The organism is Micromonospora sp. NBRC 110037, assembly GCF_001652995.1.
Classification (GTDB): domain Bacteria; phylum Actinomycetota; class Actinomycetes; order Mycobacteriales; family Micromonosporaceae; genus Micromonospora; species Micromonospora chalcea.
In genome coordinates, this window is the sequence record NZ_BBVA01000011.1 from 108,540 (window position 1) to 121,828 (window position 13,289).

Genomic DNA, 13,289 nt, shown 5'->3' on the forward strand with positions numbered 1-13,289 from the left:
TCAGGCCTCCTTGACACGCGGGTTGCGGGCGGTGCCCGACTCGGCCGACCGGGCCGGCAGAGCCCGGCCCAGACCGCTGACCCGCGGCGACAGGAACGCCCGGGTGCGGGCGAACATCGTCATGATCGGGTGGCGGAAGAGGAACACGACGACCAGGTCGAGCACTGTCGCCAGGCCGAGCGCGAAGGCGAAGCCCTTCACCGCGCCGACCGACACGATGTAGAGCACCACCGCCGACATCAGCGTGATCGCGTTCGCCGAGATGATCGTCCGGCGGGCCCGGATCCAGGCGCGCGGCACCGCGCTGCGTGGGCTGCGGCCCTCCCGGATCTCGTCCTTCAATCGTTCGAAGTAGATGACGAACGAGTCCGCCGCGACGCCCAGTGAGACGATCATGCCCGCGATGCCGGCGAGCGTGAGCGTGAAGCCGATCGAACGGCCGAGCACCACGAGCGCGCCGAAGACCAGCAGCGCGGAGAGCACCAGGCTCAGGAAGATGACCGAGCCGAGCAGCCGGTAGTAGAAGAACGAGTAGATGATGACCAGCAGCATGCCGATGCCGGCGGCCAGCAGACCCGCCTTGAGGTGGCTGTCGCCGAGCGTGGCGGTGACGTTCTGCTGCTCCTGCGGCTCGAACGTGACCGGCAGCGCGCCGTAGCGGAGCTGGCTGGCGAGCGCGTTCGCGGTCTTGTTGTCGAAGCTGCCGGTGATCTGCGAGTCACCGGTCAGCACGCCCTGGATCTCCGGGGACGAGACGATCTCGTTGTCCAGGACCACGGCGACCCGGCACTTGCCGTCCTGGCCGAGCGCGGTCTGGTCGCAGGCCTGGCCCTCGTTGTTGAACGCCTCGCGGGTCAGCGCGGTCCACTTCTCCTGGCCCTTGCCAGTGAAGTTGAGGCTGACCACCCAGGAGCTGGTCTGGTCGAGCTGGGCGGAGGCGTTCTTGACGTCGGTGCCGAGCACCTTCGCCACGTCGAGGAGGTATTTCGCGCCGGACTCGCAGGCGACCGCCTTCTGCTTCTCGTCCTTGATCGAGGCGGCCGGGCGCTTGTCGAGCTGGGCGCAGGTGATGGTCGGGACGTTGAACTGCATCTCGACCGGCAGGACCGCGACCTCCTGCGGAGTGAGCGTGCCGAACGGCTTGAGCTTGTCGGCGAGCGTCGGGTCGGTGGTGAGGTCGGCCGGGGCCTGCAGGCCCGAGGCGGCGGCCCAGGCGGCCGCGCCGACCTTCTGCTCGACGGCCTTGCGCTGCTGCTCGATGCTCTGCGGCACCGGCTCGGCGCTGGCGCTGGCGCTGGGGGACGCGGCGCTCGGCGAGGCCGACGGGGTGGCCGAGGCGCTGGCGCTCGGGTTCGGGGCCATGCCGCCCTGTCCGCCGGCGCTCGGCGACCCGCTGACCTTGGGGCTCGTGGTCGCCTGCGGCGACGCGCTGCCCGACGGCGCCGGGCTGGCGGTACCGGACGGAGCGACGCTCGGGGTCGGCGCGGGCGCGGCGGCGGCGCCGCTGCCGTCGGTGGCCTTGAGGACCTTGCGGAAGCGCAGCTCGGCGGCGCTGCCCACGTCGGTCAGGTCCCGGTTCTGGCCGGGCAGGGAGATGACGATGTTGCGGTTGCCCTCGGTGACCACCTCGGCCTCGGCCACGCCGTAGGCGTTGACCCGGCTCTCGATGATCTGGCGCGCCTCCTCGAGGTTGCCGGCGGTCGGCGGCTTGCCGTCCACGGTGTTTGTGGCCTCGAGCGTCAGCCGGGTGCCGCCGACGAGGTCCAGGCCGAGCCGGGGCTCCAGCCGGTCCTTCCAGCCACCGCTGGCGCCGCCCGAGAAGAACACCAAAAGATAGAGGACGACGAAGATGAGCCCGAGCACGGCGAGCTGCCGTCCGGGCCGCATCTGTCCCTGAGGTGGTGCCACGGCTGTCCTGTCTCCCTGTACGGTCGCGCCGCTTCCGCGGCGGCGACAACTGTCGGGCCGGGGGTGTCCGCCCGACTGCTCCGGCGGATCGGCACCGGCCGACGGCACGCCGACCGGGGCACGGCGCGGGGGCGCCGCACGGCCTGGCCGGGTGCCGGCGCCGGGCGCCGACCCCAACTATCCACTTGTACCGATGATTCCGCTGCCCCGTCCGGGGCGGCAGTCACTCCTTGACCGGCTCGGCTTCCTCGCTGATCGTCTCGGCGGCCGGCGCCTCGGCGCGCTTGATCACGCGGGCCACGGCGGGGCGGGCGTACCGGGTCTGCACACCCGGGGCCACCTCCAGCAGGACGGTCTCGTCCTCGACCGCGGTGACAGTGCCGTGCAGGCCGCCGATGGTGACCACCTCGTCGCCCGGGGCCAGGGCGGACTGCATCTGCTCGGCCTCGCGGCGGCGCTTCTGCTGCGGTCGGATCATCATGAAGTACATGACGACGAAGAGCAGAGCGATCATCAGGATCGGCGTCAGACCGCCGGCTCCCCCGCCACTCGCTGCTGCGTAAAGCACGGTGTAGACCTTCCGGTTGGCCTCCGTCCCGGCGCCGGAGGGCGCCGCAGCGGAAGCGGATTCTCACGTCCTGTACAAACCGCGGCGAAGTCTAGTCCCTGCTCCTGAGAAGACCGAATGCGGCACAGATCACGAACGGATCACGGCTGGTCGGTCTGCACCGAGAAGAGATCGGGCCCCGAAGAGGTATCCGCACCAAATGTACCATTCGGCGGGTTGCGGCCCAGATGCCGCCAAGCGGCCTCCGTCGCCACCCGCCCCCGCGGCGTACGCGCCAGCAGGCCGGCCCGCACCAGGAACGGCTCGCAGACCTCCTCGACCGTGTCCGGCTGCTCCCCCACCGCGACCGCCAGCGTGGACAGGCCCACCGGGCCGCCCCGGAACGAGTCGACGAGCGCGGTCAGCACCGCCCGGTCGAGCCGGTCCAGGCCGAGCGCGTCCACGTCGTAGACGGTCAGCGCGGCCCGGGCGGTCTCCAGCGTGACCACGCCGTCGGCCCGCACCTCGGCGTAGTCGCGCACCCGGCGCAGCAGCCGGTTGGCGATACGCGGGGTGCCGCGGGACCGGCCGGCGATCTCCGCCGCGCCGTCAGCGGTGATCGGCACGCCGAGGATCCGGGCCGACCGGTGCAGCAGCGTCTCCAGGTCGGCCGGGGCGTAGAAGTCGAGGTGCGCGACGAAGCCGAAGCGGTCGCGCATCGGCCCGGTCAGCAGGCCGGACCGGGTGGTGGCGCCGACCAGCGTGAACGGCTCCACGTCGAGTGGGATGGCCGTCGCGCCCGGGCCCTTGCCGACCACCACGTCGACGCGGAAGTCCTCCATGGCGCTGTAGAGCAGTTCCTCGGCCGGCTTGGCGATCCGGTGGATCTCGTCGATGAACAGCACGTCGCCCTCGGCGAGGCTGGTCAGGATCGCGGCCAGGTCGCCGGAGCGCTCGATGGCCGGGCCGCTGGTCACCCGGATCCCCGCGCCCAGCTCGGCGGCGACGATGTTGGCCAGGCTGGTCTTGCCCAGGCCGGGCGGACCGGACAGCAGGATGTGGTCCGGCGGCGAGCCACGCCGCATCGCGCCCTGCAGCAGCAGGTCGAGCTGGTCCCGGACGCGGTCCTGGGCGATGAACTCGGCCAGCCGCTTCGGCCGGACGCTCGCCTCCGCGTCCCGCTCGGCGTCGTCGACGTACGCCGAGACCAGGTTCTCCCCGCTCATCGGGTCCGGCCCAGGAGGCGGATCGCCTGCTTGAGCAGGACCGGCACCGGCGGCGTCTCACCGTCCACGGTCTCCGCCACCGCGGCCACCGCCTGCTCGGCCTGGGCGGCCGTCCAGCCCAGCCCGACGAGGGCCTGGCGGACCTGCTCCGGCCAGGCGCCGGCGGTCACCCCGGCCGCGCCGTCGGCGCCCACCGGCACCGGGCCGATCCGGTCGCGCAACTCCAGCACCAGCCGCTCGGCGCCCTTCTTGCCGATGCCCGGCACCCGGGTCAGCGCCGCGGTGTCGGCGTTGGCGATGGCCTTGCGGACCGCATCCGGCGTGTGCACGGCGAGCACCGCCTGGGCCAGCCGGGGACCGACCCCGCTGGCGGTCTGGAGCAGCTCGAACAGCTGCTTGGCGTCGTCGTCGGCGAAGCCGTAGAGGGTGAGCGAGTCCTCCCGGACGACCAGGCTGGTCGCCAGCCGGGCCGGCTGGCCCACGCGCAGCTCGGCGATCGTGCCGGGGGCGCACTGCACGGCCAGGCCGATGCCGCCCACCTCCACCACCGCGTGATCCGGGCCGGTGGCGGTCACCGTGCCGCGTACGCTCGCGATCATCGCGTCCCTCCTCGTCGGGCCCGCTGCGCGGCCTCGGCCAGCTTGGACCGGGTGCCGCCGCGCCACACGTGACAGATGGCCAGCGCCAGCGCGTCGGCGGCGTCGGCCGGTTTCGGCGGCTCGGGCAGCCGCAGCAGCCGGGTGACCATCGCCGTCATCTGCGCCTTGTCGGCCTGGCCGGAGCCGGTCACCGCCGCCTTCACCTCGCTCGGCGTGTACGTCGTCACCGGCAGCCCGGCCCGGGCCCCGGCGAGCACCGCGACGCCGCTGGCCTGCGCGGTGCCCATCACGGTGCGGACGTTGTGCTGGCTGAACACGCGCTCCACGGCGACCGCGTCCGGGCGGTGCTCGGCGACCAGGTCGGTGAGCGAGCGGTCCAGGTGCAGCAGGCGCAGCGGCAGGTCGTCGGCCGGGTCGGTGTAGACCACGTAGTAGGCCACGAGCGTGCAGGGGCGGCCCGGCACGCCCTCGACCACGCCGACCCCGCACCGGGTCAGCCCCGGGTCGACGCCCAGCACGCGCACGCCGCCTCCTCCCCGAGCCGCCAGCAGTACGTGTGTTCGACACACCCTACTGGTGCCCGCCGACGGCGGGTCGGCCGGACACGCCGGGCGCGGCCGGTGACGCGGCGCACCACACACCCGGGCGGTGGAGTATGTGTCGCCGCCCCATGTGCCAGGGGGCACCCGGCTCGTACGTTCATGCGCCATGACGGCAAAACCCGTGGTGGTCCCCCACGTCGTACACGTCGACCTGACCGGCCGTACCGCGCTGGTCACCGGCGGCGGCAGCGGCATCGGACGCGCCTGCGCCCTGCGCCTGGCGGCGGCCGGCGCGACAGTGGTGGTGCTGGACCGCGACGAGGCGGCGGCCGGGGCGGTGGCCGCCGAGGCCGGTGGCCGGGCGGTCGGGATCGACCTCGCCGACCCGGCGGCGGTGGACCGCCTCGACGTCGACGCCGACATCGTGGTCAACAACGCCGGCCTGCAGCACGTCTCGCCGGTGCAGGACTTCCCGGTCGAGCGCTTCGAGTACATCCAGCGGGTGATGGTCGAGGCGCCGTTCCTGCTCGTGCGCCGGGCGCTGCCCCGGATGTACGCGAACGGCTGGGGCCGGATCGTCAACATCTCCTCGGTGCACGGGCTGCGCGCCTCGCCGTTCAAGGCCGCGTACGTCTCGGCCAAGCACGCGCTGGAGGGCCTGTCCAAGGTGGTCGCGCTGGAGGGCGCCGCGCACGGCGTCACCGCCAACTGCATCAACCCGGCGTACGTGCGGACCGCGCTGGTGGAGAGCCAGATCGCCGACCAGGCGGCCACGCACGGCATCGGCGAGGACGAGGTGGTCGAGAAGATCATGCTGGCCCGGGCGGCGATCAAGCGGCTGATCGAGCCGGAGGAGGTGGCCGAGCTGCTGGCGTACCTGTGCTCCCCGCCGGCCGCGTTCCTCACCGGCGCCTCGATCGCCCTCGACGGGGGCTGGACGGCGAACTAGTGGCGCCGCGCACAATGTCGGTCATGTCGTCGCCGGTGGAGTTCCTGGAGTTGCTGGCGCGCGAGGCGGCCGCGGTCGAGTTCGAGGGTCCGCTGGTGGCCGCGCGCGCCGCCGGGCTGCCCGCCGACCGGCTGGCCGAGCTGGAGCAGGCGAAGGTGGTGGCGCTGCGGGTACGGGCGCTGCTGGCCCGGCGGCGGCGCCGGGAGACCGAGCTGTCCGGCCTGTACGACACCGCGAGCGACCTGGCCGGGCTGCGCGACCTGGACGACGTGCTGCACGCGATCGTGCACCGGGCGCGGATCCTGCTCGGCACCGACGTGGCGTACATGACGCTCAACGACGAGGAGCGCGGCGACACGTACATGCGGGTGACCGACGGCTCGATCTCGGCCCGGTTCCAGCGGCTGCGGCTGGAGCTGGGCGACGGCCTGGGCGGCCTGGTGGCGCAGACCGGCACGCCGTACGTCACCTCGAACTACCAGGAGGACGAGCGGTTCCGGCACACCGGCGAGATCGACGGCGGGGTGGGCGAGGAGGGCCTGGTGGCCATCCTGGGCGTGCCGCTGCGGCTGGGCTCCAGCGTGATCGGCGTGCTGTACGCGGCGAACCGCTCGGCCCGGCCGTTCGCCCGCGAGGAGGTGTCGCTGCTGGTGTCGCTGGCGGCGCACGCGGCGGTGGCGATCGACACCGCGCGGCTGCTGGCCGAGACGCGGGCGGCGCTGGCCGAGCTGTCGGCGGCGAACAGCACGATCCGGGCGCACAGCAGCTCGGTGGAGCGTGCCGCCGCCGCGCACGACCGGATGACCGCGCTGGTGGTGCGCGGCGGCGGGATGGAGGACGTGGCCGCGGCGGTCACCGAGGTGCTCGGCGGCGCGCTGTTGGCGCTGGACTCCGAGGGCCGGCGGCTGGCCCGGGTCGGCGAGATCGAGGAGCCGGACCGGGCGGACATCGTGGAGGCGGTCGCCGCGTCGCGTACCGAGGGGCGCAGCGTGCGCCGGGGTCCGCTCTGGTACGCCGCGGTGGTGGCCGGCGCGGAGAACCTGGGCGCGCTTGTGCTGCGCCCGGACGACGAGCTGGTCGACGCCGACCAGCGGATCCTGGAGCGCGCCGCGCTGGTGACCGCGTTGCTGCTGCTGTTCCGCCGCACGGTGGCCGAGGCGGAGGGGCGCGTGCGCGGCGAGCTGCTGGACGACCTGATCGCCCGGCCGCTGCGCGACGCGGACGCGCTGCGCGCGCGGGCCCGCCGCATCGGGGTGGACCTGGACGCGCCGCACGTGCTGGTGGCGGTCGGTGACGACGCGTTCGCCGAGACCGGCTCGGCCCGGCAGCGGGTGCTGTCCTGGGCCACCACGTACGCCTCGACCCGGGGCGGCCTGGCGGCGGCGCGCGACGGGCGGGTGGTGCTGATGCTGCCGGGCCGGGACGCGGGCGGCGCGGCCCGGGCGGTGGCCCGGGACCTGTCGCGGGTGACCGGGCGGCCGGTGACGGCGGGGGCGAGCGGCCCCTCGACCGGGCCGGCGTCGCTCGCAGTCACGTTCGCCGAGGCGGAGCGCTGCCTGTCCGCGCTGGGCGCGCTGGGGCGGGCCGGGCAGGGGGCGAGCACCGCCGAGCTGGGCTTCGTCGGGCTGCTGCTGGGCGCGGTGGGCGACGCCGGGGACCGGGACGTGGCCGGATTCCTCACCGCGACAGTGGGTCCGGTGGTGGACTACGACGCCCGGCGGGGCACGGCGCTGGTGAAGACGCTGGAGGCGTACTTCGGGGTGGGCGGCAGCCTGGCCCGGGCCGCCGAGCAGCTGCACGTGCACGTGAACACGGTCACCCAGCGGCTGGAACGGGTCGGGCAGCTGCTCGGCGCGGACTGGCAGCGCCCGGATCGGGCGCTGGAGGTGCAGCTCGCGCTGCGCCTGCACCGGCTGCGCACGCCCACTCGCTGAGCGGCCGGGCACTGCGACCCGGTCTCAGCGGACGCGCAGGCCGTCCAGGACGGTGTCCACGATCCGCTCGGGCACCACCCGCTCGTCCCCGGCGTGCCAGTGCAGCATCCGCTGGGTGAGCATCGGCGCGGTGAGCAGCGCCATGGTCACCTCGATGTCGATGTCGGCGCGGAGTTCGCCGCGCTCGATCGCGCGGCGCAGCACCCCGCGCAACGCCTCGCGGCGCGGCTCGACGATCGCCTCGTACGCCTGCCGGTGGGCCGAGCTGCGGTTCACCTCGGGCACCAGGCACGGCATGATCTTGCGGGCCCGGGGGTCGGCGTGCTGGCCGACGGCGCCGACGAGCAGCACCAGGTCGTCGCGGACGGAACGGCCGGCGCAGTGCGGCGCGGGCCCCTTGAGCGTGCGCAGCGCGTCCAGCAGCAGCGCGTCCTTACCCGGCCAGCGGCGGTAGATGGTGGCCTTGCCGACTCCGGCGCGGGCCGCGATCGCCTCGATGCTCAGCGACTCGACGCTGTTGCCCTCGGCCAGCAGGTCGAGTGTGGCGTCCACGATCGCCTCGTCCGCGCGGGTGCTCCGCGGTCGTCCGGGCGACCGCGGAGCATCCGCCGTGGAAGTCATGTCAGACATTGTCCACGAACCTACGCGGCCCCGGCCAGCTCCCGGTCCGTGGCGGGGGTCGCACCACCGGCGGCGGCGACCGGCCGGCCGGGCATCCAGCGCAGCACGATGACGAGGCCGAGCGCGGCCACCACCGCCGAGACGCCGGCGGCCCAGTGCATGGCCGAGACGAAGGAGTCGTTCGCCGCGTCGATGAGTCGCGGCGCGGCCGGGCCGAGCCGGTCGGCGACCGCGTACGCCCCGGAGACCGACTCGCGGGCCGCGTCGCGTACCGGCGCGGGCAGGGCGGCCACCGCCGGGGCGACCTGGTCGCGGTAGACGGCGGAGAGCACCGAGCCGAGCACCGCCACGCCGAGCGCGCCGGCGACCTGCCGCACGGTGTTGCTGACCGCCGACCCGACACCGGCCTTCTCCCGGGGCAGCGACGACATGATCGACTCGGTGGCCGGGGGCATGATGTTGGCCATGCCGGCGCCCTGGAGGAAGCCGAGCGCCGAGAAGATCCAGATCGGGGTGTCCGCGTCGATGAAGACGAACGCGCCCAGCGCGGTGGCGGTGAGCAGCAGTCCGACCGCCGCCACCGACCGGCCGCCGTAGCGGCGGACCATCGCCGCGCTGCGCGGGGCGAAGATCAGCTGGGCCACCGCGAACGGCAGGAACAGCAGGCCGCTCTCCAGCGGGCTGTAGCCGCGGACGAGCTGCAGGTAGAACGCGCCGAAGAACATCACGCCCATGGCGGCGAAGAAGACCAGCCCGACCAGCGCCACCGGGGCGGCGAAGCGGGGCACCCGGAACAGCCGTACGTCCAGCGACGGGTGGTCGCTGCGCAGCTCGTGGGCGATGAACCAGCCGAGCACCGCGAGACCGCCCAGCACCGCTACCCACACCTGCGGCCGGTCGAAGCCGTGCTCGCCGCCGTCGATGATGCCGTACGTGAGCGCGACCAGGCCGACCACCGACAGCAGCACTCCGGGCACGTCGACCCGGCCGGGCTTCGGGTCGCGGGACTCCGGCACCAGGGCCGCGACCAGCACCACGCCGAGCGCCACCACCGGCACGTTGATCAGGAAGACCGAGCCCCACCAGAAGCGCTCCAGCAGCGCGCCGCCGAGCACCGGGCCGATCGCCACGCCGAGGCCGACCGCGCCGGCCCAGACGCCGATCGCCTTGGCCCGCTCACGCGGGTCGAAGACGTTGGAGATGATCGAGAGCGTCACCGGCATGATGGCCGCGCCGCCGACGCCCATGAGCGCGCGGGCCGCGATGAGCTGGGCCGGGTCCTGCGCGTACGCGGACAGCAGCGAGGCCAGCCCGAACAGCGCCAGGCCCAGGACCAGGAAGCGGCGGCGGCCGAGCCGGTCACCGAGCACGCCGAAGGTGAACAGCAGCCCGGCGAAGACGAGCGTGTAGGAGTTGATCGCCCATTCCAGCTCGCCCTGGGTGGCGCCGAGGCCGTGCACCGGGTCGGCGAGGGTGCGCAGCGCGACGTTGAGGATGGTGTTGTCGAGGACGACCACGAGGAGGCTGATCACCAGCACCCCGAGGATCGCCCACCTCCTCGGGTGTCCGGTGTTCCCGTGTGGTTCCACTGCAGGTTCTCCCCCCGGCTCCCCCGCGTCGAAATACGATACGGGCCAGACTCGTAACGGTGACGAGCGTAGGCGCGAGGATTTCGATACGGAACCGGTTCGTATCGAATGTGTGCCAGATCACTTCTCGGCGTCAGGCGGCGCTACGCAGGCAGGCCAGCGTGGCCTCGCCGAGCGTGGTGAGGCGCTGCGGCACGGCCGAGGTGGGCGGGAACGGCTCGATCCAACCCGGGCCGGCGGCGAGCACCCGTACCCCCGGCAGGTCCCGCCGCAGCCGGACCAGGCGGTACGCGCGGCCGGTCACCGGGGTCTGCGACCAGACCACCACCACCCGCGGACGGACCCGCGCCGCCGCGCTGGCCAGCGCCGACCAGGGCAGGGCCGGGCCGAGGTGCAGCGCGCCGCGCCCGCGCTCGCGCAGCGCCGCGGCGAGCGCGTGCAGCCCGAGGCAGTGTGTCTCGTGCTCGGCGCCGGCCAGCAGCACACCCTGGGCGGGCAGCGGCCGGGTCGGCTCGCGGCCGAACACGTCCAGCCCGACCCGCAGCCCCTCGGAGAGGGCGTGCTCCATCGCGATCTCGGCGGCGCTGTCGCCGCGCAGCGAGCCGAGCAGCGGCAGGCAGACCTGTTCCCAGGCGGGCACCACGCCGGCCTCGGCGGCCAGGTCGAGCAGCAGCCCGGCGACCTGGTTGTCGTCCAGGTCCTCGGCGGCGGCGGTCAGCCGTTTGCGGGCCGTCTCGGCGGCCCCGGCCGGCATGTTCTCGGTCAGCAACGGACGTACCCCCGGGTAGCTCTCCTACCCAGGGGTTCGCTCGCACCGGCCGATCCGGATGCGCCGACGGCGGATCCGGCCGCCGCCGGTCAGTCCGGGAAGGTCACCACCCAGCGGGCGCCCTCGCCACGGGACAGCCGCGAGAGTGCCTCGGGCGCCTCCGCCAGCGGCACCGTGCCGCTCACCAGCGGGCCGAGGTCGAGATCACCGGCGGCGAGCGCGGCGGCCAGCTCCGGCACCTCCCGGTCCGGGTCGGTCGAGCCGTACACCGAGGAGCGCAGCGTGCGGGCGGAGTGGAAGATGTCCAGCGCGGAGAGGCTGAGCATGTCGTCCTTGCCGCCCATGCCGACCACGGTGACCGCTCCCCCGCGCCGCGTCGCCCGCCAGGCGGCGCGGATGGTGGCGGACCGGCCGACGCACTCGAAGGCGTGGTCCACGCCGCGCCCGTCGGTGCGCGCCCGGATCTGCTTGCCCAGCGTGTCGTCGGAGCGCAGGAAGTCGGTGGCCCCGGCCGCGAGCGCCAGGTCCCGCTTCGCCTCCACCACGTCCACGGCGAGGATCGGCGACGCGCCGGCCCGCCGCGCGGCGGTCAGCACGGCCAGGCCCACCCCGCCGAGCCCGATCACCGCTACCGACTCGCCGGGCGCGACCCGCGCGGTGTTGCGGACCGCGCCGACGCCGGTGAGCACCGCGCAGCCCAGCACCGCGGCCTGCTCCGGCGGCAGCCCGGCCGGCACCGGTACGGCGGCGCGCTGCGGCACCACCACCTCCTCGGCGAGCGCGCCGAGCCCGAGCGTGACCGCGAGGGGCTCACCGGCGGCCGTCTCACCCCGGGGTGTCGACGGGTTAGGATTGGCCGCGCAGAGCCACGGCTCACCGTGCCGGCAGTGCCAGCAGTCCCGGCAGGCCGGCGCCCAGTTGAGCACCACTGGCGTGCCGACCGCGATCGTCGTGTCCGGCCCGGCCTCGGCCACCACGCCGGTCGCCTCATGGCCCAGCACCAGCGGGTACGCGGGCGCCAGCGTGCCGTCCACCATGGCCAGGTCGGAGTGGCAGATGCCGGCGGCGCGGATGCGTACCCGCAGCTCGCCCGGGCCGGGCGCGGGCAGGCGTACCTCCTCGACCGCCGGGGTCTCGCCCCGGCCGCGTACCACCAGCGCCCTCACCGCTGGATCGCCTTCAGCTCGGTGAACTCCTCCACGCCGTACGCGCCCAGTTCCCGGCCCAGGCCGGACTGCTTGTAGCCGCCGAACGGGGCGAGCGGGTTGAACGCGCCGCCGTTGACGTCCACCTGACCGGTACGCATCCGCCGGGCCACCGCCAGCGCCGCGTCGGGGTCGGCGGACCAGACCGCGCCGGCCAGCCCGTACCGGGAGTTGTTGGCGATGGCGACCGCCTCGTCGGTGTCGGCGAACGGGATCACCGCGAGCACCGGGCCGAACACCTCCTCCTGGGCGAGCGCGCTGTCCGGGTGCACGTCGGCGAAGACGGTGGGCGCGACGAAGTGCCCCTGCGGCGGCAGCGGCGCGTCCGGTCCGCCGGCGACGAGCCGGGCGCCGTCGGCGAGCGCCCGGTCCACGTGGTCGCGTACCCGCCGGGCCTGCGCGGCGGAGGCGAGCGGGCCCAGCCGGGTGGCCGGGTCGAAGGGGTCGCCGAGCCGGTAGCCGGCCACCGCCGCCGCGACCAGGTCCAGGGCCTCGTCGTAGCGGTCGCGGTGTACGAGCATCCGGGTCCAGGCGGTGCAGGTCTGCCCGGAGTTGAGCAGCGCGTTGCCGACGCCGACCTTGACCGCGGTGGGCAGGTCGGCGTCGGCCAGGACGATGTTCGCGGACTTGCCGCCGAGTTCCAGCGACACCCGGGCGATCCGCTCGGCGGCCAGGTGGGCGATGCGCCGGCCGGTGGCGGTGGAGCCGGTGAACGAGACCAGGTCGACGTCGGGGTGCGCGGCCAGCGCCTCGCCGACCACCGGGCCGGTGCCGGGCACGAGGTTCACCACGCCGGGCGGCAGGCCGGCGTCGGTGATCGCGTCGAACAGCAGGTACGCGGTGAGCGGCGTCAGCTCGCTGGGCTTGAGCACCACTGTGCACCCGGCGGCGAGCGCGGGCGCGACCTTCGCGACCACCTGGTGCAGCGGGTAGTTCCACGGGGTGATCGCGCCGACCACGCCGACCGGCTCGCGGACGACGAGCGAGTTGCCGACCGTGTGCTCGGCGGCCGGGCGGGCGGCCAGGTCGACCATGCTCCGCAGCACTTTGAGCGGCAGCCCGGCCTGGACGCGGGTGGCGAGCTTGAGCGGGGTGCCCAGCTCGGTGGCCACGGTGCGGGCGATCTCGTCGGCGCGCGCGGCGAGCGCGGTGTGCAGCCGGTCCAGGTGCGCGGCCCGCTGCTCGGGGGCGGTTGCGGCCCAGCCGGGGAACGCGGCGCGGGCGGCGGCGACCGCGCGGTCCACGTCGGCCGGCGTACCGGCCGGCACCTCGCCGATGATGCTCGCGGTGGCCGGGTTCTCCACCGGGACGGTGTCGTCCGACGACGGGTCGGCCCAGTCACCGGCGATGTGCAGGTGGCGGCGCGTCAGCAGGGCGGGCGGGGCGGCGGCGAGATCCAT

Annotated in this window: 12 protein-coding genes; 2 read left to right on the plus strand and 10 right to left on the minus strand. The window is 74.5% G+C overall.

Translation table 11 applies throughout. The features are described from left to right. The 5 genes from secD to ruvC form a co-directional block, all read right to left on the minus strand. Positions 1-1,908 carry a protein translocase subunit SecD gene (secD, locus tag A4R25_RS27125; RefSeq protein ID WP_176722758.1) on the minus strand — a complete coding sequence of 636 codons (1,908 nt, stop codon included), beginning with the start codon at positions 1,906-1,908 and terminating at the stop codon, positions 1-3. A 223-nt stretch (positions 1,909-2,131) separates the two neighbouring features. Then, complete coding sequence (gene yajC / locus A4R25_RS27130) at positions 2,132-2,476, minus strand: preprotein translocase subunit YajC (protein WP_036343450.1); 345 nt, start codon at positions 2,474-2,476, stop codon at positions 2,132-2,134. A gap of 140 nt (positions 2,477-2,616) precedes the next feature. Continuing rightward, positions 2,617-3,681, minus strand: coding sequence for a Holliday junction branch migration DNA helicase RuvB (ruvB, locus tag A4R25_RS27135; protein WP_064448528.1), 1,065 nt, complete (start codon positions 3,679-3,681; stop codon positions 2,617-2,619). Continuing rightward, complete coding sequence (gene ruvA / locus A4R25_RS27140) at positions 3,678-4,280, minus strand: Holliday junction branch migration protein RuvA (protein ID WP_043324978.1); 603 nt, start codon at positions 4,278-4,280, stop codon at positions 3,678-3,680. The genes ruvB and ruvA overlap by 4 nt, the downstream gene beginning before the upstream one ends. Then, the gene (gene ruvC / locus A4R25_RS27145) at positions 4,277-4,804 is read right to left on the minus strand and encodes a crossover junction endodeoxyribonuclease RuvC (RefSeq protein WP_030502538.1); all 528 of its coding nucleotides are present in this window, start codon (positions 4,802-4,804) and stop codon (positions 4,277-4,279) included. The genes ruvA and ruvC overlap by 4 nt, the downstream gene beginning before the upstream one ends. Before the next feature lie 184 nt (positions 4,805-4,988). Between ruvC and A4R25_RS27150 the strand changes: the two genes are divergently transcribed. Together A4R25_RS27150 and A4R25_RS27155 are read left to right on the plus strand one after the other, a co-directional pair. Further along, entirely contained in the window at positions 4,989-5,771 is a 783-nt protein-coding gene (locus tag A4R25_RS27150) for a 3-hydroxybutyrate dehydrogenase (protein ID WP_064448529.1), read from the plus strand. 14 nt (positions 5,772-5,785) lie between these two features. Further along, positions 5,786-7,705 carry a helix-turn-helix domain-containing protein gene (locus A4R25_RS27155; protein ID WP_064448548.1) on the plus strand — a complete coding sequence of 640 codons (1,920 nt, stop codon included), beginning with the start codon at positions 5,786-5,788 and terminating at the stop codon, positions 7,703-7,705. Between the two features lie 24 nt (positions 7,706-7,729). Here the strand turns inward: A4R25_RS27155 and A4R25_RS27160 are convergent, their stop codons facing one another. From A4R25_RS27160 to A4R25_RS27180, 5 genes are all read right to left on the minus strand, one after another. Next, the gene (locus A4R25_RS27160) at positions 7,730-8,335 is read right to left on the minus strand and encodes a TetR/AcrR family transcriptional regulator (RefSeq protein WP_064448530.1); all 606 of its coding nucleotides are present in this window, start codon (positions 8,333-8,335) and stop codon (positions 7,730-7,732) included. A gap of 11 nt (positions 8,336-8,346) precedes the next feature. Next, on the minus strand, positions 8,347-9,915 hold the full coding sequence (locus A4R25_RS27165; protein WP_064448531.1) for an MFS transporter: 1,569 nt from the start codon (positions 9,913-9,915) through the stop codon (positions 8,347-8,349). A 133-nt stretch (positions 9,916-10,048) separates the two neighbouring features. Next, positions 10,049-10,684, minus strand: coding sequence for a transcriptional regulator (locus A4R25_RS27170; RefSeq protein WP_223201133.1), 636 nt, complete (start codon positions 10,682-10,684; stop codon positions 10,049-10,051). Between the two features lie 89 nt (positions 10,685-10,773). Next, positions 10,774-11,850, minus strand: a complete 1,077-nt coding sequence (locus tag A4R25_RS27175; RefSeq protein WP_231915646.1) for an alcohol dehydrogenase catalytic domain-containing protein — start codon at positions 11,848-11,850, stop codon at positions 10,774-10,776. Beyond that, positions 11,847-13,289: an aldehyde dehydrogenase family protein gene (locus A4R25_RS27180; RefSeq protein WP_064448532.1), complete on the minus strand. Its 1,443-nt coding sequence runs from the start codon at positions 13,287-13,289 to the stop codon at positions 11,847-11,849. The genes A4R25_RS27175 and A4R25_RS27180 overlap by 4 nt, the downstream gene beginning before the upstream one ends.